Source organism: Streptomyces sp. NBC_00659 (assembly GCF_036226925.1).
Lineage (GTDB): Bacteria > Actinomycetota > Actinomycetes > Streptomycetales > Streptomycetaceae > Streptomyces.
The window spans coordinates 7,075,796-7,100,711 of record NZ_CP109031.1; the positions used below are offsets into that span (position 1 = coordinate 7,075,796).

Here is a 24,916-nt window from a genome sequence, read left to right on the forward strand (position 1 = left end):
GCCCGGAACGAAAGGTGTCCAGGTGACCGCCGAGCGCGTGAATCCGCCCGAGCTCTCCCCGGCGGCCGGGTTCTCCCACGCCGTGGTCGCCACCGGCTCCCGGGTCGTCTTCCTGGCCGGACAGACCGCGCTGGACGTGGACGGCAAGGTGGTGGGGGAGACCCTGCCCCAGCAGTTCGAGAGGGCGCTGGCCAATCTGCTGACCGCGCTGCGCGCGGCGGGCGGCGCTCCCGCGGACCTCGCCCGGGTCACGGTCTACGCGACGGACGTCGCCGACTACCGTGCCCACGCCGCCGAACTGGGCCGTGTCTGGCGCCGGCTGGCGGGCCGCGACTACCCCGCGATGGCCGTCGTCGGCGCGGTGCGCCTGTGGGACGAACAGGCGCTGGTCGAACTCGACGGGTTCGCCGTACTGGCGTAGGACCGCGGGGCGAGGCGGCGAGCGGGGATCAGGCCGCGACGGCCAGTTGGCCGGCGAACACCCGGTGCGGAGCGATCACGCTGCCGTCGGGGAGCAGTTCGCCGCTGTCGTCGAAGACGATCGCGCCGTTGCACAGCAGCTTCCAGCCCTGCTCGGGACGGGCGGAGACGATGTGCGGGCCGGCGGCGTCCGCGGACGGGCACGAAGACCGGTGTGAACACATGGTGCACCTCCACGTGGGATGCGAAGAGTGTCGGCGGCGCTGTCGTCGCCCTCGCATGTACAGACCATGCTCGCGCGGCGAACCGATCGGAACACCCGGACGAGAAGCGTGACAACACGAGGACAACTCTCGGACGTCCCCAGGACGGACGGTGCCAACTCGCCACCAAAGGGGTGATGATCACCGCCCTCGGCGTCTCGGACCGGTACCTGTTGAGCGCCCTGTCCAGGTCCCCGCTCCAGGAGGTATTCCATGATGTTCCGCCAGGCCGTCGGCGCGGCCGCCGGTGCCGCGCTGCTCCTGCTTCTCGCCCCGTCCGCCATCGCCGTGTCCGCCCCCTCCGACGAGGTGACCGTCGATCCGACCGCCACGGTCGAGGCCGACGGCACCATCACCCTCTCCGGCACCTACCGCTGCACGAGCGCCGCCGGGCCCGTGTTCGTGTCCTCTACGGTGTCCCAGGGCGATCCCCGGGTCAGCCGCCCCATCGGCGGCTCCTCGGCGGTCTGCGACGGCGCGGAGCACCGCTGGAGCAACTCGGAGAAGAGAGCGCCCAGATTCCTCGTCCCGGGACCGGCGCGCGTCGAGGCCACGGTGTTCGACCTCAGCGCCACCGGCCTTCCCCTGCCCTCGGTCCACGCGACCCGGGAGCAGGGCATCACCGTCGCGCAGGGCTGAGCAGGCGCGAGGAGGGGCCGCCGACCGTACGAACCGGCGGCCCCTCGGTGGCTCACACGGGATAAGCCGTGTGGATGTCGCCGTCGCGTGGTTCGGGCCCTCCAGGCGACCCTGCCCTTCTCGTCGACCGGTTCGGTGGGGGTACCGACGAGATCGGTGACGATGGCGTAGAAGCGCCGGTCGACCTCGTCCTCGTCGATCTGGAGCAGTGCGCGGTCGATGCCGGGAGCCCAACGCACTTACGCCTCAGTAAAGTTACGTGATGCCCGCTCATAGACTTCGGGTGTGAACGACGACCAGGCAACGCCCGGTGACGACGCTTCCCGTCGCCCCCTCGGGGACCTGTCCGGCATGGCGGAGCTCAAGCTTCGGGCCGGGTCGCGCCCCGAGGAGCTGTACGAGGCGGCGGAGCGGCTGTGCCGTGAGGCGTCCGATGACGGCTCCGCAGCATCCGCCGCATCCGCCGCGGCCGTGCGGACCATCGGACGCGTCGCCGACGTTCTCGCCGAGACGCGGTCCCGGGACTGCGCGAGGTTCGCCGTGGACCTGGTGGGCCGACTGCTGCCGACCGGCCCCGCGGGCCGGCGGGAAGGAGACCAGCTGCGGCGATCGGTGGCCGCGAAGCTGGCCGAGGCCCAGCAACTGCGCGACCTGGCACTCCTGTTCGAGGAGCTGCCGGACGACGCCGAGGACCCTTCGGCGGACGTGCGCGCCTGCCTCCTCGGGGAGCCGGCCCTGATCGGCGCCGGACGTGGCCGACCCGTCCTCGACGCGTACGCGGAGCGACTGCAAGAGCTGGGGCACCCGTTGGCCGTGCTGCCCAGGACGCGGCTCGACGTCGAACACCGTTTCACCGTCCGCGTCCGGGGCCTCGGCTCCGTCAAGACCCCTGACCAGCTCCGGTCGCGATTCCCGGAGATTTCCCCGACCGACGGCGGTGCGGCGGCGGGACACACGGCCGGGCAGACACCCGACGGCACGCGGGCGCGGGCCGCAGCGGAGCCGTTCACCGCCGGCGGATGGGCCCGTGAACCGGAGGTGCGCTTCTTCACGCTGCCGCGCCCGCTGGACCCGGACGACTTCAACATCTCCTTCGTCAAGGAACTGCCGCTGGACTGCATGGTGGGCGAGGGCGCGCACCGGGGCGGAGCCGTGGCCTGCCGGACGACGCCCGACGATGTGCTCAACACACTGTTCGCGGCAGCGTACGACGGTGGGGTGAACGGCAGGCCGCAAGGTGGCGCGTACGCCCGCCTGTACGCCTGGAAAAGTCTGTACGCGCTGCTGGGTCTGCCCGCCGACGTTCCGTTCCCGGAAGCGGTGGGGCAAGCCCTCGACCACCGTTGGCTGCGCTTCATGGCGTTCACGGACTGGTTCCACCACGACACGGCGGACGAGGCTTTCGCGGTACTGGATCCCACCCGTACACGGGTGACGGTGCTGGCCGCGACGGACACCGACACCGACGGCCAGTAGTGCTTCGTTGGGTTCTGGGCTGTCTGCGGCTGCTCCGAGGGCTGGGCAGGGGGCGTCCACAGATGGTGCAGGTACCGGTCCAGCCCGATCGGCGGCCGACTCTCCGACCGAATCCACTCCGCCGCCGACACGCTAATTTGAGGGCATCCCGAAGCAGAGGAGAGCGCCGTGGGCAAGGTGGTCATGTACAGCTCGGTGTCGGTGGACGGCTTCGTCGCGGACGAGAATGACCAGCCCGGACCGCTGTTCGACTGGTTGTCCAGCGGTGACGTCCCGTTGGACGAGAGCGGCGAGGTGAAGGTGTCGCAGACGTCCTACGACTACACCCGGCCGTACTGGGACCAGATCGGGGCGACACTCGTCGGCCGCCACGTCTTCGACATGACGGACGGCTGGGACGGGAAGCCTCCGGGCGGGATCGACCACGTGGTCGTCGTGACGCACCGGCCGGAGCCCGAGGGCTGGGACCCCGAGGCGCCGTTTCACTTCGTCGACGGCGTAGAGGCGGCCGTGGCCAAGGCGCAGGAGCTTGCGGGTGACCGCATGGTCGAGGTCGCCGCCGGCGACGTCGGTGGCCAGGTGCTTGCCGCGGGCCTGGTCGACGAGGTGCGCATGGACGTCGTACCCGTGGTGTTCGGGTCCGGCAAGCGCTACTTCGGGTCGGTCGACGCGCAGCACCTGTTGGAGGATCCCGAGGTGGTGATTCAGGGCAACCGGGTGCTTCACCTGCGCTATCGGGTGCGCCGTTGACCGATCTGAGCGGGTACGCGAAGAAGTCCACTGCGGACGACGACACAAGATCGGGCCTCCGGCTGCGTTTGCGCATCGCTGTCCCCGGTCGGGCAGCCGACGCCGATCCGCGTGGGACCGTGTTGTCAGTGGGGGCTGAGATCGTGCCTCCGTGATCGAACTGGTTGAGCATGTCGATGAGCATGACCACGTGTTGGGTGTCGTCGAGCGAGACGAGGCGGTGCGCGAGAACTGGCCGCATCGCATTGCGACGACGATCTGCCGTGACCGCCAAGGGCGGATCTTGGTGCTGCGAAGGGCCGAGACGCTGTCCCGGTTCCCGGGCCACTACGACGTGATGGTCGGCGGTGCCGTGGGCGTGGGCGAGTCGTATGAGGAAGCCGCGGCCCGGGAACTGTCCGAAGAGCTGGGCGTTCGTATGCCCGTGCGTTTCATGTTCAAGTTCCTTTGCCAGGAGGGGATCAGCCCCGTGTGGTTTGGGGTGCATGAGGCTGTCGTGACAGAGCCCCTGGCCCCGGATCCGGGTGAGATCGCCTGGCAGGGCTGGCTGACTGAGGCCGAATTGTGCGAGGTCGTCGATCAACGGCTCTTCGTTCCGGGAGGACGGGAAGCTCTGCGCCGATATCTGCAGTCCGGGTCCGGCAGCTGACGAGGCGTCTCCCCGGCGGTCTGCCTATGTCAGTGGCGGCTGTGATGCTGGCGGGATGATCCCTTGGAACCTGCTGGACATCGACAAAGGTCTGCGCGCCAGTTGGGCCGCCGACACCTGTTCTCCGGACGACCTCGCTCGCTGCAGCTGGCAGCCCGGCAACCCGGCGTGGGGCCACTGTGACATCACGGCTCTGATCGTGAACGACATCTTCGGTGGCGACCTCATGGTCGGGGAGGTCCACTGCGGCGGGGAACAGCAAGGCTTTCACTGGTGGAATCGGCTGCCCGGCGGTGTGGAGCTCGACCTGACGCGCGAACAGTTCCAGGATGGCCAGACTGTCACCGCAGCCCGTGTCGTCGAGCGCCCGCCGGGGCCTCTGCCTCGGCGCTGGGAGGAGTACCTCCTCCTGCGTGAGCGCGTCATCAAGCACCTCGGTCACCTCCCCGAGCCTGCCGTCTGACCGAGCGGGGATCGTCCTTCAACTGCAGGTTCCGATCACCGTGGTCCGCGGTGAAGGGAGACGACTCACCCGGCTGGTTCCCAGCAGCGGCCTCACGGAGGCGGACGATCTCCTCGTGCTGGGCGGCAAGCCGGGCCAGGGCCTGGGTGCGGAAGTCAGTGAGCTCGTCGATCGTCTGCTTCGGTCGGTCCAGCCGCTCCCTGAGCTTGGCGTTCTCCGTCTTGAGGCGGGTGATCTGGGCTTCGCGGGGGTCGGGAAGGTCGCCGGCCTGCTGCAGGGCCTGAAGGCGTCGCTCGAACTCGACGCGCGGGTAAGAGTAGGGGCGGGTGCCGTAGAACGCGGTGCGGTCGACTGCAGCCTCGACGGCGAGGGTCTTGATGTCGCACTTTCCGCCGGGCGGGATCTCGCCGCGAAGGAGCCGGTCCATGCGGCCCGGATACGGTTCTCGTTCTCGGTCCGCTGGGCTGCGGAGGCGTGCGACGCAGCTCCTCAGATCGACCTGTCCATCGGGGACGGGCGCGAGCCCGAGGCGGTGCCCCGACGGGGCGTTGACCCAGTTGCGGAACCACTTGCAGCGGACGGAGAAGGTGAACCGTCCGAAGCGTACGGCGCTGTCCTGATGGTCGGCGTGCAGATCTTCGGCGAGTTCGGCGGCGCGATGGACAGGCTCGATGACGACGTCTTCCGCGCCACGCCCCTGCCGCCCCGGCCATGACCAGCCCGCGGCCCGCAGCCCGCCGCGGGCCGGAAGTCCCAGAGAAGTCCAGATATGCCACCGACCCCGTCTGACCGGCTAAACAACGGGTCGGACGGGGTGCGGCAGCACCGTCACATCAGATGTCCCGGAAGAGACCAGCGGACGCGATGACCTGCCGCAATGGGCGGTCGAGGGTCGCTGACCTGTGGGAATGGCCTTTCGGCTGTTTCGCGCTCGTACCCGTTGATGCAGCCGGAAGTCCCAGAAAAGTCCCAGGGGGATCCCAGGGCTGATGGCCTCTCCCGGTTTCGTGGAAGCACCGAGTGATGGCCAAGATTCCGCGGTCGCGTACCCGAGATGTGATGTGCACGCAACAGTGCGGTCGGCCCGCCGCTTCGGCGTTCACCCGAGCCGAGCAGCGTACTACCTAGCAGGTCCTGCGCGACCGGATTCCACCGTGGAGACACCCGGCAGAGGCGTTTCGGGCACTGCGGGTAATCGAATGAACCCAACCTGCCACCGTGCCTGCTGGGCTCTCGCTACCGTCGTCTGGCGAACGCATCGACACGAACATCAAGGGGGGCATGGGATGTTGGCGGCAACTCTGGCAAGCCTGGTTTCGGCCGGGGCCTTTGCGGTCATACAGGCGGCGGGCACCGACGCGTGGGGCGGCATCAGCAGCAGGCTGGCGAGGCTCGTCGGTCGTGGCTCCGCCGAGCAGGCGAGCGCGGAGCTGGAGCGGCTGGATGAGAGCGCGCGCGTGTTGGCCGAGACGCCCGAATCGGAACGGGAGCAGGCCAGAGCGGTAGCTGTGGCCAGTGTGCGGAACCGTGTGACGGAGGCGCTTGAGGGTCTGAGCGACGACGAGCGCGAGCGCGCCGCCGATGAACTCCGCGCGATTGCCGAGGAGGTACAGGCTCGGACCTCCGTCGCAGGGAGCACGTTGATCACCAACAACATCAGCGGTGACAAGAACATCATCCACACCGGCACGGGCACCCAGAACGTCACCGTCCAATGAGCAGCCAGACCACGGACACTGCCCCACCGGGTGGCTCCGTGAGAGTCGACATCCACGGCAGCAGGAACGCGATCCACGCGGGTCCGGGCACCCAGAATGTTCAGTTCGTCTATCAGTGGAAGCCCGCGTACCGCATTGAGGATCTCCCCACCGCGCAGCTGCCGCTCGGTGGCCGTGCGCTGGGGCAGCCCTCCCGGTTGCTGCGCGCCGCGCACCAAGTGGTGCCCTTCACCGGCCGTCACGCGGACCTCGTCCAGCTGGCCAACTGGCGTGACACGGATCGGAAGGGTGCGGTCCGGCTTGTGAGTGGCCCCGGCGGTCAGGGCAAGACCCGACTCGCGACACACTTCGCCGACCTGACCCGTACGGAGGGCTGGACGGTCTGGCAGGCGGTCACCAACGCGTCCGGCTCCACCGGCGAGGTCAACGGCGCCGCCACGATCGGCACCGGTCTGCTGCTCGTGGTCGACTACGCCGAGCGCTGGCCCAAGTCGCACCTGGAAGAACTCCTCACCGAGGTACTCACCCGGCCCGACGACGTGCCCGTGCGAGTCCTGCTGCTCTCCCGTCCGGTCGGCGTCTGGTGGGAGAGCCTGGAGACCTGGATCACTGACAGGCTGGACGACCGGACCGAATCGCCGACCGCCGTCGACGCGCGGGGGCTGCCACCCCTCGCCGAGGTCCCGGACGAGCGGGAGGCGTTGTTCGGGCAGGCCCGTGACTGCTTCGCCCGGCACCTCGGACTGGCCGATGAGGAGGCCGCGCTGGTCGAGGCGCCGGTGAACATCGCGGCCGACGACGACTATGCCCAGATCCTCACCATTCATATGACCGCGCTGGCCTCGGTCGCGGCCCGGCAGCGCGGTGACCGGGCGCCGGCCAACCCCGCGGAGGCGAGCGCGTTCCTGCTCAAGCGCGAACGAGCCCAGTGGGTCGAGCTGCGCAGGAGCCCCGAAGCACTGGTGTCCTCTACCCCCGAGGTGATGGGCCGCGCAGTGTTGGTCGCGACGCTGACGCACCATCAGGTACGTGATCCGCACGGGTGGGACGCCCTGCACCGGGCCAGGCTGGCGGACCGGGACGGCGACGCGAACACCATCCTGGACGACCACCTCAAGTGCTATCCGTCGCTTGTCGGCCAGGTACTGGAACCGCTGTACCCCGACCGCCTCGCCGAGGACTTCCTCGGGCTCACCACGCCGGCGAGCCACGACAGTTCCCACCCCGTACCCGGTGCCGTGGTCGACGACTGGGCCCACCTCGCGGTCCGGCGTCTCATCCTCGGCCGCAGCGGAACGGACACTCCCGCGCCGTGGACACGGCACACCCTGACCGTCCTCACGGAGACCGCGCGCCGATGGCCCCACGTGGCCACCGGCCAGTTGTACCCCCTGCTCAGGGAGCATCCCGAGCTGGCTCTGCACGCGACGAGCGCCACACTGGTGACCCTCTCGGAGCTGGAAACGCTCGACCTCGCGGTACTTGAGTGCATCGAGCCACGGCTTCCCGACCGGGACACCAACCTCGACCTCGGTATCGCCGCCATCGTCGAACGCCTGGCCTGCCATCGACTGGCCACGACCGACGACCCGCTCGTCCACGCCCGCGACTACCACCACCAGGCGCGGCGCTTCTACAACGCCGGCCTGCTGGGCAAGGCCGTCGCGGCCGGCCGGAAGTCCCTGGAAGCCTGGCGTGACCTCGCCGCCGGCGATCCGGTGTACGAACCCGAGTACGCTCGCGCCCTCGACAACCTCGGCAACCACCTCTCGGCGGCGGGGGAGCGAGACCATGCACGTGAGTCCTCCGAGCAGGCAGTCTCCCTCTACCGCCGCCTGGCCGAGGAGAGTGCGCCGGACCATGAGTCCAACCTCGCCACCGCCCTGTCGAACCTCGCGTCCCATCTGTCGGACATGGGCGAGCGCGAGGAGGCCGCCGCCCGTGTCGCGGAGGCACTCGCGATCCGCCGCCGCCTCGCGGAAGACAACCCCGAGGTCCCTGACCCCGGTCTGGCACTCTGCCTCGTCAACCACGGCAACTTCCTGTCCGACCTCGGCCGACGGGACGAAGCCCTCGCCGCCACGGACGAGGCGGTACGCATCCACCGCCGGCTGGCGGAGGCGAATCCCGCCGCCTACGACCCCGATCTGGCCGCTTCGCTCAACAACCTCGGCAACCGCCTGTCCGACGCGGGACGCCTGCATGACGCTCTGGCGAGAGCGGAGGAGGCCGTCACGGTCAAGCGCAGGCTGGTCAAGGCGAACGCGGACATGTACCGGCCCGACCTCGCGCGGTCCCTGTCCAACCTCGGCAACCACCTGTCGGACATCGGCCGGCTTGCAGACGCCCTGGAGGCGGAGCGGGAGGCGACGAGCATCCGTGAGCTGCTGGCGAGGGACAACCCGACCGCCTTCGGCGCCGAACTCGCGGACTCCCAGTCCAACCTCGGGCTCCGGCTGTCCGACATGGGCCAACGACGTGCGGCGGTGGCCGTGACCAAGAGCGCGGTCACCGCCTACCGCGAGCTGCGCACGAACTACCGGGCCACCTTCGAGCCCGACCTCGCGCGGGCACTGGCCAACTACGGATGCCAGCTGTTGGACGTGGGGCGGCCGGAGGAGGCACTGGCGGCCGGAGAGGAGTCGGTTGCCCTCTATCGTCAGCTGGCGGCGGCCAACGAGGCCGCCTACGAGCTCGAACTTGCGAACGCACTCACCAACCTCAGTATCCACCTCTCCGAGCTGAGCCGGCTTGAGGACGCCCTGTCCGCAACCGAGGAGGCGGTGCGTATCCTCCGGCGGCTGGCAGCAGCCGATGAGACCGCCCACGGGTCGGGCCTCGCCCGTGCCCTGAACAACCTCGGCCTCCGCCTCCTGGCCCTCGGGCGCCGCGACGACGCCCTGTCCGCCGCCGAGGAGACCGTCCGGATCCACCGTCGGCTGGCGGACTCAGACCCCGCCGCTCATGAGCAGGACCTCGCCGCCTCACTGACCAACCTCGGCAACAACCTCTCGGCGCTGGGCCGGCACGAGGACGCCCTGGCCGCAGGGCGGCAGGCGGTGGGGATCCGACGTCGGCTGGCAGCGCAAAACCCCGATGCACACACCGTCGCCCTGGCTCTCACACTGAACAACCTCGGTGCCCTGCTGTCAGAGACGGGGCGGTGGGAGGAGGCCCTCACCGCCACCGAGGAGGCCGTGGACATCAGGCGCTGTCTGGCAGAGGAGGACGCTGCCGCTCACGGACCTGACCTCGCCACCTCACTCACCAACCTCGGCAACCGGCTGTCCAGGCTGGGCCGGTGGGAGGAGGCCCTCACCGCCGCCAGGGACGCCGTGGACATTCGGCGCCGTCTGGCTAAGCCCGGTTCCGCCGTCGGCCCGGCCGACCTGGCCCTCATGCTGAACAACCTCGGTGTCATGCTGGCAGAGATGGGACGGTGGGAGGAGGCCCTCACCGCCACCGAGGAGGCCGTGGATATCAGGCGCCTGCTCGCCGCGAAGCACCCCGCAGTCTATGAGCCGGAGTTCGCCACGTCGCTGCTCAACCTCGGTGGCCAGTTGTCCGGGGTGGGGCGCAACGGCGACGCGCTTGCCGTGACGGAAGAGGCGGCCGGCATCTGCCGCCGCTGGGCTGCCGAACTCCCGGATGCCCACGGTCCCCTGCTCGCAAGGGTGCTCACCAACCTTGGCAAGTTCCACGTGGACGCAGACCACCGCGAGGAGGCCGTCGCCGTCTCCCAGGAGGCGGTGACCGTGCAGCGCCGGCTCGCACGAGGCAATCCCACGGCCCACGAGCCCGAACTCGTTCTGGTCCTGATGAATCTCGGTGCCTCTCTGTCGGGTGTGGGGCGCGTCGGCGACGCGCTTGCCGTGACGGAGGAGGCGGCCGGTATCTGCCGCCGCCTGGCCTCGGAGTTATCGGATGCCCATGCGCCCGCTCTCGCGCGCGTGCTGGCCAACCTCGGCAAGCTCCACTCGGACCTGGGCCAGCGGGAGGAGGCGATCACCGTCTCCCAGGAGGCAGTGGACCTGCGGCGCCGACTCGCGCGGGGCAATCCCGAAGCCCACGAGCCCAGCCTCATCATGGCCCTGACGAACCTCGGTGTCGCGCTTGCGGGGATGGGCCGCCGCGACGAGGCGCTTGCCGTGGCGGACGAGACCGTCACCATCTCCCGCCGCCTCGCGTCCCGCAGTCCCGCCGCCTTCAGCCACCTGCACGCGTTCTGCCTGAACAACCTGGGTGCCCATCGCTCAGCGTCGGGACGATGGGATGAAGCGCTCTCTGCGACCGAGGAGGCCGTCGCCCTCTACCGGAAGGCGTCCCAGGACGACCCCGTCACCCACGAGCCCGCCCTCGCAGGCGCGCTCACCAATCTCGGCCTGTACCTGACGCTGATGGGCCGGCTGGAGGAGGCGGTCACCGTCGCTGAGGACGCGGTGGACACCCGCCGTCGGCTGGCGGTCGCCCTTCCCGCCGCCCACGAGCCCGATCTCGCCGCCTCGTTGTCCACGCTCGGCCTGCTGCTGGCCGACGCTGGACGGCCTGTGGACGCGCTGGCGGTCGAGGAAGACGCACTGGAGATCCGCCGCCGCCTCGCCGACGCGAGTCCCGCCGCCTTCGAGCACCTTCTCGCCTCCTCGCTGGCGAACCTCGGCCGCCATCTGGCCGCCGTCGGCAGATGGGAAGACGCGCGGGCCCGTACCGAGGACGCCCTGTCCATCCAGCGACGGCTGGCGAAGGCCAACCCTGCGGCCTTCGAGTTCGACCTCGGGCAATCCCTGTCCACACTCGGCGTCCAGCTCGCCAACGCCGGACGCTGGAACGACGCGCTCGTGGTTGCCGAGGAGGCGACGGTCATCATGCGCCGCCTGGCGGACGGCGGGCCGGTCACGTTCCGTGCGGTGCTCGGCCATGCGCTCACCAGCCTGGGCAACCGTCATGCGGAACACGGGCACTGGGACAGCGCCCTGGCCGCCACCCGGGAGGCCGTGGAGATCCAGGGTCGGCTCGCAGCGGACAACCCGGCCACGCATGACCCCGACCACGCTCGGGTGCTGTCGAACCTTGGCAGTCGGCTCGCAGCCACGGGCGACCGCACACAGGCCCTGGTGGCAGCAGAGAGCGCCGTCACGGTTCTCCGGCGGGTTGCGGCGGGATGCCCGGCTGCGTACGAGGCGAGTCTTGGTGTTGCGTTGTCGAATCTGGGCATGTGGCTTGTGGCGGCGGGACGGCTGGATGAGGCCCTTGCTGTCACGGAGGAGGCTGTCGGCGTTCTCCGGCGGGTCGCGGCGGGGTGCCCGGCTGCGTACGAGGCGAGTCTTGGTGTTGCGTTGTCGAATCTGGGCATGTGGCTTGTGGCGGCGGGACGGCTGGATGAGGCCCTTGCTGTCACGGAGGAGGCTGTCGGCGTTCTCCGGCGGGTCGCGACGGAGTGCCCGGCCGCGTACGAGGCAAACCTCGCCACGGCACTGGCTGCCATGAGCTGGACCCGGCACCAGGCCCAGCAGCATCTCCCGCAAGCCCAGCACGCCGCCACCGAGGCAGTCCAGCTGTTCCGCACGCTGGCGGAGGAGCGCCCCGAGCGCTTCGCTGGCGTGGTGGGGCCGGTGTCGAGGCTTCGGAACGCCCTGGCCCGTGAGGACAAGCCGGACGGCGACACTGCGGACTTCTGGGAATGGGTCGTGGTCAATGCCGAGGACCTGGAGGCGTAGACCAGGCCTTGAAGGGGAGTCCAGCCACCGCCACCCTCACCACGCTGCCCAGACAACTGCGTCCGACCCTGATCTGGGACCGAGACACGTTACCGGCCCCGTACCGCTCCAGAATGCATGCGCAGCTGTTGACCTGGGCTTTCTCTGAACCGTTCCGGGTTCGATGCAGCGCCGACAGGCACACTGAGCGAAGGACGCTCCCGGAAGCGGTTGCGGCCCCGTTCGGACAGGCCATCTGCCTGTTCAGGGACCAGCACGTATGGCTTTCGGCTGCCCTGGCGGTTGGTGCCGAAGTGTCCGCGCAGGGCATTACGGACTTCGGAGTGGCGGCATTACGGTGTTCCTCCGAACCTCTGGCTGATCTTCCCAGGGTCTGCCCGGCGTACTCGGCATGGGACAAGCTCGTACTTCCAGGGTTCCACCTACTCACTTCTCGGCTCTTGCTCTGATCGCTTGCAGATGAAATCTCATCCGGATGTGATCAGTCGATGTGCGGATCATCGGCCTCTTCGAGGAGGCGGGCCGCGAGGTCGTCGGCCCACTCCACGGCCCAGGAGCGCAGAGCGGTGATGGTGGCGTCATCGAGCCCATAGGCGGCGAAGGTTTCGTCGTCGGTCCACTCGGCGCCCGTGAGGTTCGACTGCAGATCCTCGCGCTCGAAGCGGCCGCGGGCGTGGCGGCGGCCGAACTCCTCGAGCTCGGCGTTGGTCCAGCGGCGGGAGGCTGCGAACACGTCGATCAGGTCGCGGGGCGCTCCGCGGTCGGCGAGGGCGCGGACCTTGGTCCCGATCACGTCCTCCTCCGCGAGGACGGGCCCGTACGGGCTCTGGGCGACCGGCCGCCAGAAGATCTCCTTGAGGATGTCAACTTCGCACTCCTGCCCGGTGGCTGGGCCGGTCACGGTGAAGCGGGCGGACAGCGGGGCGGTCTCCAGCGCGTGCATCTTCCAGCCGCGGGCTTCCAGGCCGGCGCGGAGTGTGGTGGCGATGTCGGCCATGGGCGCCGGGCTCTCGGCGGCGACATCAAGGTCCTGGCTGGGGCGGTTCACGAGGCGGTGCGCCCGCACGGCATACCCGCCGGTGAGGACCAGGGGATATGAGGACCAGGGGATATGGGGAGCCGAGCGCGATCACATCCGCCAGGAGCCGTGTGTGAAGCTCCGGCATGTCCGTCACGCGGCTGCCCGGGTGGGGGAAGCGAGTTGAGGGAAGGCGTCTTCCCAGACGGTGCGTACGGTGCGGCCGACGAGGGTGCGCAGTACCGGCCACAGCTGGGGGAGCAGGTCGTGGTTGAGGTAGCGGGGCAGGTCTTCGTGCAGGCCCTCGTGCAGGACGGTGCGGTACAGGCCCATGCGCTGGCGCGGTTTGCCCAGGTCGTATGAGGTCATCCCGGACCAGGCCATGTGTAGCGGCAGATCCACGACACCGTGGGTCGGCCCGTGCAGCTCGTCCAGCGACTCCGGCAGCCGGCGGCGGAACTTCTCCCGGTACAGCGCGAGGTCCTCGGCGACCGCGCCCGAGAGGTCGCTCGGCGTGGGTGCAGCGTGCTGCGAGCTGGAGGGCATGACTTCATTATGGCGGCTGGAGACGTTGCGAGGGGCATGATGCGCGAGCCGGCGTTCGGGGCTGGCGGGGGAGGATCCCAGGGTGAGCTGGTTGCCACAGTCTGCTCAGCCCTGAGCAGGACGGACTCTCGGCCTTGACGCTCTGCGCGTTCACACGAAGGAGGATGAGCAGAGAAACCGGCTCTGAGAGGTCGTTTTCATCGGCAGAGTCTGTTTGATCCCAACATGCCGCTGTAACGAAACTCGGCTCTTGAGGCGCTGGTGTTCCTTGCGGTCGGTGCGGCGGAGTGGACGACCGTATCGCCTGTCTCATCCCGGCAAGCCTGTCTCATTCCAAAGAATAGCTATATCAGCGGTTCCCCTCGTCGTGCCGCATGCGGAACCGACACGTAAGAGGCGCGAGTGCAGTTCCGAGGTGCATGTGGTGGCGCAAATTAGATGAAAACGACCTCTGAACAGGGATTTCCTGAGGTCCGTTGCGGCTGACATCTTTCCGATGCCGTATCACGTGGAGTGTGTGGCGACCGAAATCCTTTGGGTTCGGACAAAAATCCCAGAAAAGTCCCAGAAGTGCCGCCACATCCCCTCCCGCCTCGGGGCAGTCCAGGTCAGGAGGGGTGTAGCGGCGTTGTTTCTGAAGACCTTCAGATGTCCCGGAAGATCTCGATCTGCGCGCCGATCGAGTTCAGACGCTCGGCGAGGTCCTCGTAACCGCGGTTGATGACGTACACGTTCCGCAGCACCGAGGTGCCGTCGGCCGCCATCATCGCGAGCAGGACGACCACGGCGGGCCGCAGCGCGGGCGGGCACATCATCTCGGCGGCGCGCCAGCGGGTCGGGCCCTCGACGAGCACCCGGTGCGGGTCGAGCAACTGGAGCCGGCCGCCGAGGCGGTTGAGGTCGGTCAGATAGATCGCCCGGTTGTCGTAGACCCAGTCGTGGATCAGCGTCTGTCCCTGCGCGGTGGCCGCGATGGCCGCGAAGAACGGGACGTTGTCGATGTTCAGGCCCGGGAACGGCATCGGGTGGATCTTGTCGATGGGCGCCTCCAGCTTGGAGGGCCGCACGGTCAGGTCGATCAGCCGCGTACGGCCGTTGTCCGCGAAGTACTCGGGCGTGCGGTCGTGGTCGAGGCCCATCTCCTCCAGGACCGCGAGCTCGATCTCCAGGAACTCGATCGGCACCCGGCACACCGTCAGCTCGGACTCGGTGACCACGGCGGCGGCGAGCAGGCTCATCGCCTCGACCGGGTCCTCGGAGGGCGAGTAGTCCACGTCGACGTCGATGTTCGGCACACCGTGCACGGTGAGCGTCGTGGTGCCGATGCCCTCCACCCGTACGCCCAGCGCCTCCAGGAAGAAGCACAGGTCCTGGACCATGTAGTTGGAGGAGGCGTTGCGGATGACCGTGACACCGTCGTGCCGGGCGGCGGCGAGCAGCGCGTTCTCGGTGACCGTGTCCCCGCGCTCGGTCAGCACGATCGGCCGACCGGGCGTCACGGACCGGTCGACGCGGGCGTGGTAGAGCCCCTCGGTCGCGGCGATGTCCAGACCGAACCGGCGCAGCGCGATCATGTGCGGCTCGATGGTGCGGGTGCCGAGGTCGCAACCGCCCGCGTACGGCAGCTTGAAGGCCTCCAGACGGTGCAGCAGCGGGCCGAGGAACATGATGATGGACCGCGTGCGAATGGCGGCCTCGGCGTCGATCGACTCCATGTCGAGCTTGCTCGGCGGCACGATCTCCAGATCGACCCCGCCGTTGATCCACCGGGTGCGGACGCCGATCGAGTTGAGGACCTCCAGCAGGCGGTAGACCTCTTCGATCCGGGCCACCCGGCGCAGCACCGTGCGCCCCTTGTTCAGGAGCGTCGCGCACAGCAGGGCGACACAGGCGTTCTTGCTGGTCTTGACGTCGATGGAGCCGGACAGACGGCGGCCGCCGACGACCCGCAGATGCATCGGACCCGCATATCCGAGCGAGACGATCTCACTGTCCAGGGCCTCGCCGATCCGGGCGATCATCTCAAGGCTGATGTTCTGGTTGCCGCGCTCGATGCGATTGACGGCGCTCTGACTCGTGCCGAGTGCCTCGGCGAGCTGCGACTGTGTCCAGCCCCGGTGTTGCCGGGCGTCACGGATGAGCTTGCCGATACGTACGAGGTAGTCGTCTGCCATGGCGCGACCGTATATCGGATGTGAGATAAACGAAAGTGGAGCGCCGCCTTCCGTGTGGTGGGGGTCACCAGGTGGTGTTCGAGGGGCAGTTCGGGTGTCCCGCACCGGCGTGGCGACGGTGCCCGCGGGGTGCCGGCCGGCCCCGCGAGCCCATGTCGCCGCCGTCGGATGCCGTGCAGGAGCGCTTCCGTGATGGTTCGTCGGACTTGGAGTTTTTGTCGCTCTTGAGTCACTTTGCCTTGCGTGTGGTCTTGCGCCATCCGAACGGCCCCGGCAGGTCCATCGACGTCGTCCGGCGTCCGGTGCTGCTGTGTGTGCGCTTCGGTCCGTTCTTTCCGCCCGAGGTGATGGACCACGACTTGCGGTTGATGTTGAGCCGCAGTCCGGGAAGGATGCGGAAGCTCTTGCGGAAGGTGAGCGGCATGGTGCCCCCTGTGTCGGTCACGCCGGGACGCTCCCGGCGCACACCGGGTACCCCGAAACGGCCCCGATGTGCCTGCCCTCGGCTTCGGTGCGTCAGCTTCCCTCGCGAGGGGCCGCGTTGCTGCCTTCTCCGGGTCCTCGGATTCCGTCGCGTCTCCGGCCGCCCCCTTGACTGCCGTGCAGTGCTTGCGTGTGGCGTCCAGGGGTGCGGCCGGGCCGGGAGGGCCGCAGGCCCGGGATGTCACGCCCGGCCGATGCCGGGTGATGCCGGAGGATGCGGGCATTCTTCCCGTGGCGGGACATGCGGAACGGCCCGGACATGCGGGCGTGCGGACATGACCTGTCCGCCCCCATGCACTAGAGTTATCTCGACATCGAGATATCTGCCGAGGCGTACCGCAGCAGCACGCCGTCAGCGATCCAACGGTAAGGGCTACCTAACTTAGCCTTACCTTAGCGGATCGGCCATGACGTCGTGGCGGCAGGATGCGGTGGGAACGCGCACATCAATGAAGGAGACTGTCGTGTCGGCGAACAGCTTCGACGCCCGCAGCACGCTGCAGGTGGGCGACGAGTCGTACGAGATCTTCCGGCTGGACAAGGTGGAAGGCTCGGCTCGCCTTCCGTACAGCTTGAAGGTGCTGCTGGAGAACCTGCTCCGCACGGAGGACGGCGCGAACATCACCGCCGACCACATCCGGTCCATCGGCAACTGGGACTCGCAGGCCCAGCCCAGCCAGGAGATCCAGTTCACGCCCGCCCGCGTGATCATGCAGGACTTCACCGGCGTGCCCTGCGTCGTCGACCTCGCCACCATGCGTGAGGCCGTCAAGGAGCTCGGCGGCGACCCGGCCAAGGTCAACCCGCTCTCCCCGGCCGAGCTGGTCATCGACCACTCCGTCATCGCCGACAAGTTCGGCACGAAGGAAGCCTTCGGCCAGAACGTCGAGCTGGAGTACGGCCGCAACAAGGAGCGCTACCAGTTCCTGCGCTGGGGCCAGACCGCCTTCGACGACTTCAAGGTCGTCCCGCCGGGCACCGGCATCGTCCACCAGGTGAACATCGAGCACCTCGCGCGCACCGTCATGGTCCGCAACGGGCAGGCCTACCCCGACACTCTGGTCGGTACGGACTCGCACACCACCATGGTCAACGGCCTGGGCGTGCTCGGCTGGGGCGTCGGCGGCATCGAGGCCGAGGCCGCGATGCTCGGTCAGCCGGTCTCCATGCTCATCCCGCGTGTCGTCGGCTTCAAGCTGACCGGTGAGCTCACCCCGGGCACGACCGCCACCGACCTCGTGCTGACCATCACCGAGATGCTGCGCAAGCACGGTGTCGTCGGCAAGTTCGTCGAGTTCTACGGCGAGGGTGTGGCCGCCACGTCGCTGGCCAACCGCGCCACCATCGGCAACATGTCGCCGGAGTTCGGCTCCACCGCCGCGATCTTCCCGATCGACGGCGAGACCATCAAGTACCTCAAGCTCACCGGCCGCTCCGAGCAGCAGCTCGCGCTCGTCGAGGCGTACGCCAAGGAGCAGGGCCTCTGGCTCGACCCGGCCGCCGAGCCCGACTTCTCCGAGAAGCTGGAGCTCGACCTCTCCACGGTCGTCCCCTCGATCGCCGGCCCGAAGCGCCCGCAGGACCGCATCGTCCTCGCGAACGCCGCCGAGCAGTTCAAGAGCGACGTGCGCAACTACGTCGCCGACGACGACGAGGCGGGCAAGGAGTCCTTCCCGGCCTCCGACTCCCCGGCCGCCAGCAACGGCGTGCCCTCCAACCCGGTCACGGTCACGGCCCCCGACGGCTCGACCTACGAGATCGACCACGGTGCGGTGACGGTCGCGGCCATCACCTCCTGCACCAACACCTCGAACCCGTACGTCATGGTCGCCGCCGCGCTCGTCGCGAAGAAGGCCGTGGAGAAGGGCCTGACCCGCAAGCCGTGGGTCAAGACCACCCTCGCCCCGGGCTCCAAGGTCGTCACCGACTACTTCGACAAGGCGGGGCTCACCCCCTACCTCGACAAGGTCGGCTTCAACCTCGTCGGCTACGGCTGCACCACCTGCATCGGCAACTCCGGCCCGCTGCCGGACGAGGTCTCCAAGGCCGTCAACGACCACGACCTCGCGGTCACCTCGGTCCTCTCCGGCAACCGGAACTTCGAGGGCCGTATCAACCCCGACGTCAAGATGAACTACCTGGCCTCCCCGCCGCTGGTGGTCGCCTACGCCATCGCGGGCTCCATGAAGGTGGACATCACCCGCGACGCGCTCGGCACCGACACCGAGGGCAAGCCGGTCTACCTGGCCGACCTCTGGCCCTCCGAGGCCGAGGTCAACGACGTCGTGGCGAACGCCATCGGCGAGGACATGTTCAACAAGTCCTACCAGGACGTCTTCGCGGGCGACGCCCAGTGGCAGGCGCTGCCGATCCCCGAGGGCAACACCTTCGAGTGGGACCCGCAGTCGACGTACGTCCGGAAGCCCCCTTACTTCGAGGGCATGACGATGGAGACCACCCCGGTCTCCGACATCGCCGGCGCGCGCGTCCTCGCCAAGCTCGGCGACTCGGTCACCACCGACCACATCTCCCCGGCCGGTGCGATCAAGGCCGACACCCCCGGAGGCAAGTACCTCACGGAGCACGGTGTCGAGCGTCGTGACTTCAACAGCTACGGCTCGCGCCGCGGCAACCACGAGGTCATGATCCGCGGCACGTTCGCCAACATCCGCCTGCGCAACCAGATCGCGCCGGGCACCGAGGGCGGCTACACCCGCGACTTCACGCAGGACGGCGCCCCCGTCTCCTTCATCTACGACGCCTCGCGCAACTACATCGACCAGGGCATCCCGCTGGTCATCCTGGCGGGCAAGGAGTACGGCTCCGGCTCGTCCCGCGACTGGGCCGCCAAGGGCACCGCGCTCCTCGGCGTCAAGGCCGTCATCGCCGAGTCGTACGAGCGCATCCACCGCTCGAACCTCATCGGCATGGGTGTCCTGCCGCTCCAGTTCCCGGAGGGCGCGACGGCCGAGTCCCTCGGTCTGACCGGCGAGGAGACCTTCTCCTTCACCGGTGTCGAGGAGCTCAACAACGGCACCACCCCGCGCACGGTGAAGGTCACCACCGACACCGGCGTCGAGTTCGACGCGGTCGTCCGCATCGACACCCCCGGCGAGGCGGACTACTACCGCAACGGCGGCATCATGCAGTACGTGCTGCGCAACCTGATCCGCAACTGAGCGGTCCGGTAAGGCAGTTGTAAGGCTGCCTGCAGACAGTCGAGGGCCGTATCCCCGGTTGACGGGGGTGCGGCCCTTCGCCGTCGCCCCGAAAGTCCCTTCCGGGACAGGGGTGGTGCCCGGACGGAACAAGGGATTGCGTTCGGGCGTCGCGCCGCGACCGCCCCAAGTGCGGTGCGTCTGGGGGGCCTTGCCGGCCACGTCCGTGACCGTTCCGTCTCGGTCGCCGTGTTCCGGTGGCCTGCGACGGGCCGGTGCCGTCCGCGTCCCCTGAGCCCGACCGTGGAAACGGGACACCGGCCCCGGCGGGTGTGCGCGATGCGCCAGGCGTTTACAGGGGTTCCTGTGCGCGCTACTTTCCGAGTGAGGTGGGAGCGCTCCCATGGGACGGACCGGAACCCGCCCCTCGGGCCGCTCCCACCTCGCCCCGATCCCGCACGGTCTCACGAAGGGATGGATTGTCATGCACTTAACAAGTTCGCGCCTGGCGAGGCTGCGTTCACCCGGCCCGCGTTCTGCCGACCCCCGTTCGCCCGGCCCCCGTTCGGCCGGAACGCGACGGCCGCTCTCCCGGTCGCTGCTCCCCGCCCGTCGCCCGTCCCCCTTCCTGGTCCTCCTCGCCCTGCTGGCCGTGCTTCCGGCCCTCGCCCTGATCGTCATGACCGGCGGCCGGGCGGAGGCGCACGGCACCCCCATGAAGCCCGGCAGCCGCACCTTCCTGTGCTGGCAGGACGGGCTGACCGACACCGGTGAGATCAAGCCCGTGAACCCGGCCTGCAAGGCGGCGCAACAGGTCAGCGGGACCACGCCGTTCTACAACTGGTTCTCGGTGCTGCGCTCGGACGGGGCGGGACGCACCCGCGGCTTCGTCCCCGACGGCTCGCTGTGCAGCGGCGGCAACCCCAACTTCTCGGGCTTCGATCTGCCGCGCTCCGACTGGCCGTTGACCCACCTGACCGCGGGCGCGACCGTCGACTTCGCGTACAACGCCTGGGCCGCGCACCCCGGCTGGTTCTACGTCTACATCACCAAGGACGGCTTCGACCCGACCGCGACCCTCACCTGGGACGCCATGGAGGACCAGCCGTTCCTCACCGTCGACCACCCGCCGCTCAACGGCACCCCGGGCACGGTCGAGGCCAACTACTCCTGGAGCGGCAAGCTGCCGGCGGGCAAGACCGGCCGCCACATCGTCTACATGGTCTGGCAGCGCTCGGACAGCGCGGAGACGTTCTACTCCTGCTCCGACGTCGTCTTCGACGGCGGCAACGGCGAGGTCACCGGCATCCACGATCCGGGCAACCCGACCGAACCCCCGCCCGGCACCTGCTCGGCGACCCGGCGCACCACGGGCAGCTGGCCCGGCGGCTACCAGTCCGAGGTGACGGTCACCAACACCGGCACGGTCCCGATGCTCGGCTGGATGGTCGACTGGACGCTGCCGGGCGGGCAGTCGGTCGCCAGTCTGTGGAACGGCAACGCGACCTACGGCGGTCAGGACGTGATGGTGCACAACGCCGACTGGAACGGTTCGCTCAGTCCGGGCGGCAGCACCACGTTCGGCTATGTCGTCCAGGGCTCGGGTGGTGATCCGGCAACGGCGCTTCCCTGTCAGGTCGGCTGAACGGGCGACGCTCGGGGCGGACCGGGTGGGTGGGTTCGGGCCCACCCGGTCCGCGAGCCCGGACGCGGCGGGGGAGGCCCTGCCCGGGATGGTGCGGCTTGTGGCGACCGGAGTGCACGACAACGTTGTCGAACGGTCTGCTCACGACTCTATCGCCTCAACGGACAACGATGTCAAGCACGTTGACGGCCCACCTCGGCGCGTTCGCGTCCCTCGGAGGCGGGCGCCGGACGCGTCCACGGCCGGGGACGGGCGGCAGGCGGAGTACCGCTCACCGGCCCGTGCAGGTCACCGGTGGCCCCGGAAGGCGCGACCCGTCCGGCGCGCTGTCCGTGACGCCATCGGAGGACGTGCCGGGCGCGTCCCCGGCGGGGCAGGCGGTCTTCCGTGGTACCCGTGGCGCACGTTACTGTCCCTGCGGCTTGTGCGACCTGTGGTGCGCGACCCGTCCGAAGGAGGAGGGGCCGCGTCATGCGTTTCCGCCCGTCATCGTTACTGCTGGCCGTCGCCCTGACGGTCGCCGGCGCCACCCCGGCGCTCGCCGCGCCTCCGTCGGGGCCGCCGGAACTCGTCCAGGACCCCACCGTCTACGTCGACCCGCTCATCGGCACCAGGAACGGCGGCAACGTCTTCCCCGGCGCCGTCACGCCCTTCGGCATGCTCTCCTGGAGCCCGGAGAACACCCGCGGGGACGCCACCCGCACCGCCGCGCCCGGCGGCTACCAGTACGACGCCACGCGTGTCCGGGGCTTCAGCCTCACCCACATGTCCGGAACGGGATGCGCGGGCGGCAGCGGGGACATCCCGTTCTTCCCGTACGCCGGTGAGGTCACCTCGTCCCCGGCGGCCGACACGAAGGACGCCGTCTACGCCGCGGGGTTCGCGCACTCCGACGAACTGGCCGAGCCCGGCCATTACAAGGTGGGGCTCGCCTCCGGAGTGACCGCCGACCTCGCGGCGACCGCGCGCACCGGCTCGGGCCGGTTCACCTTCCCCGCCGACAAGCCCGCCTCGATGCTGATCCGCACCGCCAACTCCGAGGTCGGGTCGACGGATTCGACGGTGCGGATCGACCCGGCGACCAGGACCGTCACCGGCTCCGTCACCTCCGGCAACTTCTGCGGCTACCTCGACCCCGAGGGCCAACGCTCCTACTACACCCTGTACTTCACCGCTCGCTTCGACCGCGCCTTCAAGGCCACCGGCACCTGGCAGGACGACCGGCTGAGCCCGGGGGCCACCGAGGCGAGCGGTGGCACCGGAGGCTTCGCACAGGGCGGCCGGCCCCTCGCGGGCAAGGGGGCGGGCGGCTATGTGGAGTTCGAGCCCGGCACCGACCCGGTGAACGTCAAGGTCGGTATCTCCTACGTCAGTCAGGAGGGCGCCACCGCCAACCTGGAGGACGAGAACCCGCCGTCCCGCTCCTTCGCCTCCGTCCAGCGTGCCGCCCACCGCGCCTGGCGCGACCGGCTCGGCGCGATCGCGGTCGGTGGCGGCACCGACACCGACCGCACCACCTTCTACACCGCGCTCTACCACTCCCTCCTCCACCCGAACGTCATCAGTGACGCCGACCGCAGATACCGCGGCTCCGACGGCAAGGTGCACACCGTGGGCCGGGGCCACGAGGCGCAGTACGGCACCTTCTCCGGCTGGGACGTCTACCGCTCCCAGGTCCAGCTGCTGACCCTGCTCGACCCGGACACCGGCTCCGACATCGCGCAGTCGCTCCTCGAACTCGCCCGGCAGAACGGGGGAGTCTGGGACCGCTGGCTGCACGGCGCGAGCGGCACACACGTCATGAACGGCGATCCGTCGGCGCCCGCCCTCGCGGGCATCCGCGCCTTCGGCGGCACGGACTTCGACCTGCGCGGCGCGCTCGCCTCTCTGGTGAAGGCGGCGACCGTTCCGACCGAAGGGGACCTCTCACCGGCGGGCAAGCCCGTGCTCTCCGCCGGCCAGCGCCCCTCGCTCGACAAGTACCTCGAACGCCACTACATGCCGTCCGTGTCCAACGCCTGGGGCGGCGCCGCCGAGACCCTGGAGATGTCCGGCGCGGACTTCGCGATCTCCCAACTGGCCAGGGCGGCGGGGGAGAAGAAGACCGCGGCCGACTTCGCCGAGCGCTCCCAGTGGTGGCAGAACAACTTCAACATCGCGGCCGACCCCGGCGGCGGCTACATCGCCAACCGCAAGGCCGACGGGAGTTGGGTCACCGGCTTCACCCCGGCGACCGGCAACGGTTTCGTGGAGGGGACCGCGGCCCAGTACACCTGGATGGTCCAGCACGACCCGGCGGGCCTCTTCGCCGCCATGGGCGGGCGCGCCGAGGTCCTCGACCGTCTCGACACGTTCTTCCACAACGCGGACGGGAGCTGGGCGTTCAGCGGCAGCGGCGGTGCGAAGTCCGAGCTGGACAACGAGCCGTCGGTCAACGTGCCCTACCTGTACGACTACGCGGGCGCGCCCTACAAGACGCAGGAGACCGTCCGCGCGGCGATGGCCCGGCTGTGGTCGACACAGCCCGGCGGCATTCCCGGCAACGACGACCTCGGTGAAATGTCGTCCTGGTACGTCTTCTCCGCGCTCGGCATGTACCCCCAGGTGCCCTCCCGCGCCGAACTCACCCTGGCCTCACCGCTGTTCCCGAGGATCGAGATCGAGCGTCCGGGCGGCGCCGACATCGAGATCCGGGCCCGGGGCGCGGCCGCCGACGCCCCGTACGTCCGGTCGCTGCGCGTCGACGGCCGCGGCAGCGACCGCCCCTGGCTGCCGGCCTCGTTCGTCCGTGAGGGCGGCACGCTCGACTACACGCTGTCCGCGACACCCGACAAGAGCTGGGGAAGCGCGGAGGCGGCCGCGCCGCCCTCCTTCCGCACGGGTGAGCAGCCGTACCAGATCGGTGTGGGGCCGACCGCGGCGACGCTCGCGCCCGGCGGCAGCACCGCGCTCGACATCCGCGCCCTGGCTCTCGGCGGCGGCGCCGGGCCCGAGGTCCGCTTCCACGTGGACGTGCCCCCGGGAGTGACGGCGACCCCGGCCGAGGGCACGGTGAGCGACGGTGCCCAGCGGATCGCCCTCACCGCCGCCGACGACGCCGAGCAGGGGTTCTACGACGTCAAGGTGACCGTGACCTCCGCCGACACGTCGTACGCGCAGCCGGTGGCGCTCACCGTCGCGGCCCCGGGATCCCTCCTCGCCGCCTACGACAACACCGGTGTCTCGGACGACACCGGCGATCACGCCGAGGCCGACTACGACGGCGGCGGCTGGAGCTACTCCCGGCAGGCCCTCGCCGACGCGGGGCTGAGCCCGGGCGGTCAGGGCACGGTGGACGGTCTCGCCTTCACCTGGCCGAAGTCCCCGTCCGGCCGTCCCGACAACGCCTCGGCCACCTCGCAGACCATCGAACTGAGCGCCCCGGCAAACCGGTTGTCCTTCGTCGGCAGCGCCGTGAACGGCAACCAGCGGACCACGGCGACCGTCACCTACACCGACGGCGGCACCGACTCCGTGGACCTGTCCTTCACCGACTGGACCGTCGGCGGCGGGGGCGGAACCGTCCAGTACGGCAACGAGACCGTCGCGAGGACGGCCTACCGCAACGTCGCCGGAGCCGGCAAGGACCCGGTGTCCACCTACGTCTTCGCCACCAAGCCGTTCACGGCACCGGAGGGGAAGACGATCAAGAGCGTCAGACTCCCGGACAACGCGGACCTGCACGTCTTCACCCTCGCGGTGAGCCGGTGAGTCAGTGAGTCGGTGAGCTGACCCGTACAGGAACGCGGGGCGGGCCCGGA

The 24,916-nt window shown here is 69.5% G+C and carries 16 protein-coding genes and 2 pseudogenes; 12 read left to right on the forward strand and 6 right to left on the reverse strand.

What is annotated here, in order from left to right; genetic code table 11:
- The first annotated feature begins 22 nt into the window (after positions 1–22).
- Complete coding sequence (locus OG410_RS30945) at positions 23–421, forward strand: RidA family protein (RefSeq protein ID WP_326784999.1); 399 nt, start codon at positions 23–25, stop codon at positions 419–421.
- A 28-nt stretch (positions 422–449) separates the two neighbouring features.
- Here OG410_RS30945 and OG410_RS30950 read toward each other — a convergent pair whose 3' ends face one another.
- Entirely contained in the window at positions 450–644 is a 195-nt protein-coding gene (locus OG410_RS30950; protein ID WP_329302093.1) for a DUF5999 family protein, read from the reverse strand.
- A 252-nt stretch (positions 645–896) separates the two neighbouring features.
- Between OG410_RS30950 and OG410_RS30955 the strand changes: the two genes are divergently transcribed.
- Positions 897–1,322, forward strand: coding sequence for a DUF6299 family protein (locus OG410_RS30955; RefSeq protein WP_329302094.1), 426 nt, complete (start codon positions 897–899; stop codon positions 1,320–1,322).
- An 86-nt stretch (positions 1,323–1,408) separates the two neighbouring features.
- Here the strand turns inward: OG410_RS30955 and OG410_RS42655 are convergent.
- A pseudogene (locus OG410_RS42655) lies at positions 1,409–1,510 on the reverse strand (RHS domain-containing protein); the annotation flags it as partial.
- Positions 1,511–1,607: 97 nt separating this feature from the next.
- On the opposite strand from OG410_RS42655, the gene OG410_RS30960 reads away from it, so the two are divergent.
- From OG410_RS30960 to OG410_RS30990, 7 genes are all read left to right on the forward strand, one after another.
- On the forward strand, positions 1,608–2,798 hold the full coding sequence (locus OG410_RS30960; protein WP_329302095.1) for a DUF6183 family protein: 1,191 nt from the start codon (positions 1,608–1,610) through the stop codon (positions 2,796–2,798).
- 168 nt (positions 2,799–2,966) lie between these two features.
- Positions 2,967–3,548 carry a dihydrofolate reductase family protein gene (locus OG410_RS30965; RefSeq protein WP_329302096.1) on the forward strand — a complete coding sequence of 194 codons (582 nt, stop codon included), beginning with the start codon at positions 2,967–2,969 and terminating at the stop codon, positions 3,546–3,548.
- Between the two features lie 151 nt (positions 3,549–3,699).
- Entirely contained in the window at positions 3,700–4,197 is a 498-nt protein-coding gene (locus tag OG410_RS30970) for an NUDIX hydrolase (RefSeq protein WP_329302097.1), read from the forward strand.
- Positions 4,198–4,252: 55 nt separating this feature from the next.
- The gene (locus tag OG410_RS30975; protein WP_329302098.1) at positions 4,253–4,660 is read left to right on the forward strand and encodes a YunG family protein; all 408 of its coding nucleotides are present in this window, start codon (positions 4,253–4,255) and stop codon (positions 4,658–4,660) included.
- A 115-nt stretch (positions 4,661–4,775) separates the two neighbouring features.
- Positions 4,776–5,375, forward strand: a complete 600-nt coding sequence (locus OG410_RS30980; RefSeq protein ID WP_329302099.1) for a hypothetical protein — start codon at positions 4,776–4,778, stop codon at positions 5,373–5,375.
- A gap of 571 nt (positions 5,376–5,946) precedes the next feature.
- Positions 5,947–6,378, forward strand: coding sequence for a hypothetical protein (locus OG410_RS30985; protein ID WP_329302100.1), 432 nt, complete (start codon positions 5,947–5,949; stop codon positions 6,376–6,378).
- Between the two features lie 38 nt (positions 6,379–6,416).
- Positions 6,417–12,092, forward strand: a complete 5,676-nt coding sequence (locus OG410_RS30990) for a tetratricopeptide repeat protein (protein ID WP_329302101.1) — start codon at positions 6,417–6,419, stop codon at positions 12,090–12,092.
- A gap of 481 nt (positions 12,093–12,573) precedes the next feature.
- On the opposite strand, the pseudogene OG410_RS30995 reads toward OG410_RS30990, so the two are convergent.
- The 4 genes and pseudogenes from OG410_RS30995 to OG410_RS31010 form a co-directional block, all read right to left on the reverse strand.
- Positions 12,574–13,258, reverse strand: a pseudogene (locus OG410_RS30995) (nucleotidyl transferase AbiEii/AbiGii toxin family protein).
- A 5-nt stretch (positions 13,259–13,263) separates the two neighbouring features.
- A complete protein-coding gene (locus OG410_RS31000) occupies positions 13,264–13,656 on the reverse strand; it encodes a hypothetical protein (RefSeq protein ID WP_329302102.1) in 393 nt (130 codons plus the stop codon).
- Positions 13,657–14,300: 644 nt separating this feature from the next.
- The gene (locus OG410_RS31005; RefSeq protein WP_329302103.1) at positions 14,301–15,830 is read right to left on the reverse strand and encodes a helix-turn-helix domain-containing protein; all 1,530 of its coding nucleotides are present in this window, start codon (positions 15,828–15,830) and stop codon (positions 14,301–14,303) included.
- Positions 15,831–16,059: 229 nt separating this feature from the next.
- Positions 16,060–16,254 carry a DUF4236 domain-containing protein gene (locus OG410_RS31010; protein WP_266763518.1) on the reverse strand — a complete coding sequence of 65 codons (195 nt, stop codon included), beginning with the start codon at positions 16,252–16,254 and terminating at the stop codon, positions 16,060–16,062.
- A 523-nt stretch (positions 16,255–16,777) separates the two neighbouring features.
- Here OG410_RS31010 and acnA point away from each other — a divergent pair.
- The 3 genes from acnA (at position 16,778) to OG410_RS31025 (ending at position 24,866) form a co-directional block, all read left to right on the forward strand.
- Positions 16,778–19,492, forward strand: coding sequence for an aconitate hydratase AcnA (gene acnA, locus OG410_RS31015; RefSeq protein ID WP_329302104.1), 2,715 nt, complete (start codon positions 16,778–16,780; stop codon positions 19,490–19,492).
- A 463-nt stretch (positions 19,493–19,955) separates the two neighbouring features.
- Positions 19,956–21,116, forward strand: coding sequence for a lytic polysaccharide monooxygenase auxiliary activity family 9 protein (locus OG410_RS31020; RefSeq protein WP_329302105.1), 1,161 nt, complete (start codon positions 19,956–19,958; stop codon positions 21,114–21,116).
- A gap of 471 nt (positions 21,117–21,587) precedes the next feature.
- Complete coding sequence (locus tag OG410_RS31025; protein WP_329302106.1) at positions 21,588–24,866, forward strand: GH92 family glycosyl hydrolase; 3,279 nt, start codon at positions 21,588–21,590, stop codon at positions 24,864–24,866.
- The last annotated feature ends 50 nt before the right edge of the window (positions 24,867–24,916 follow it).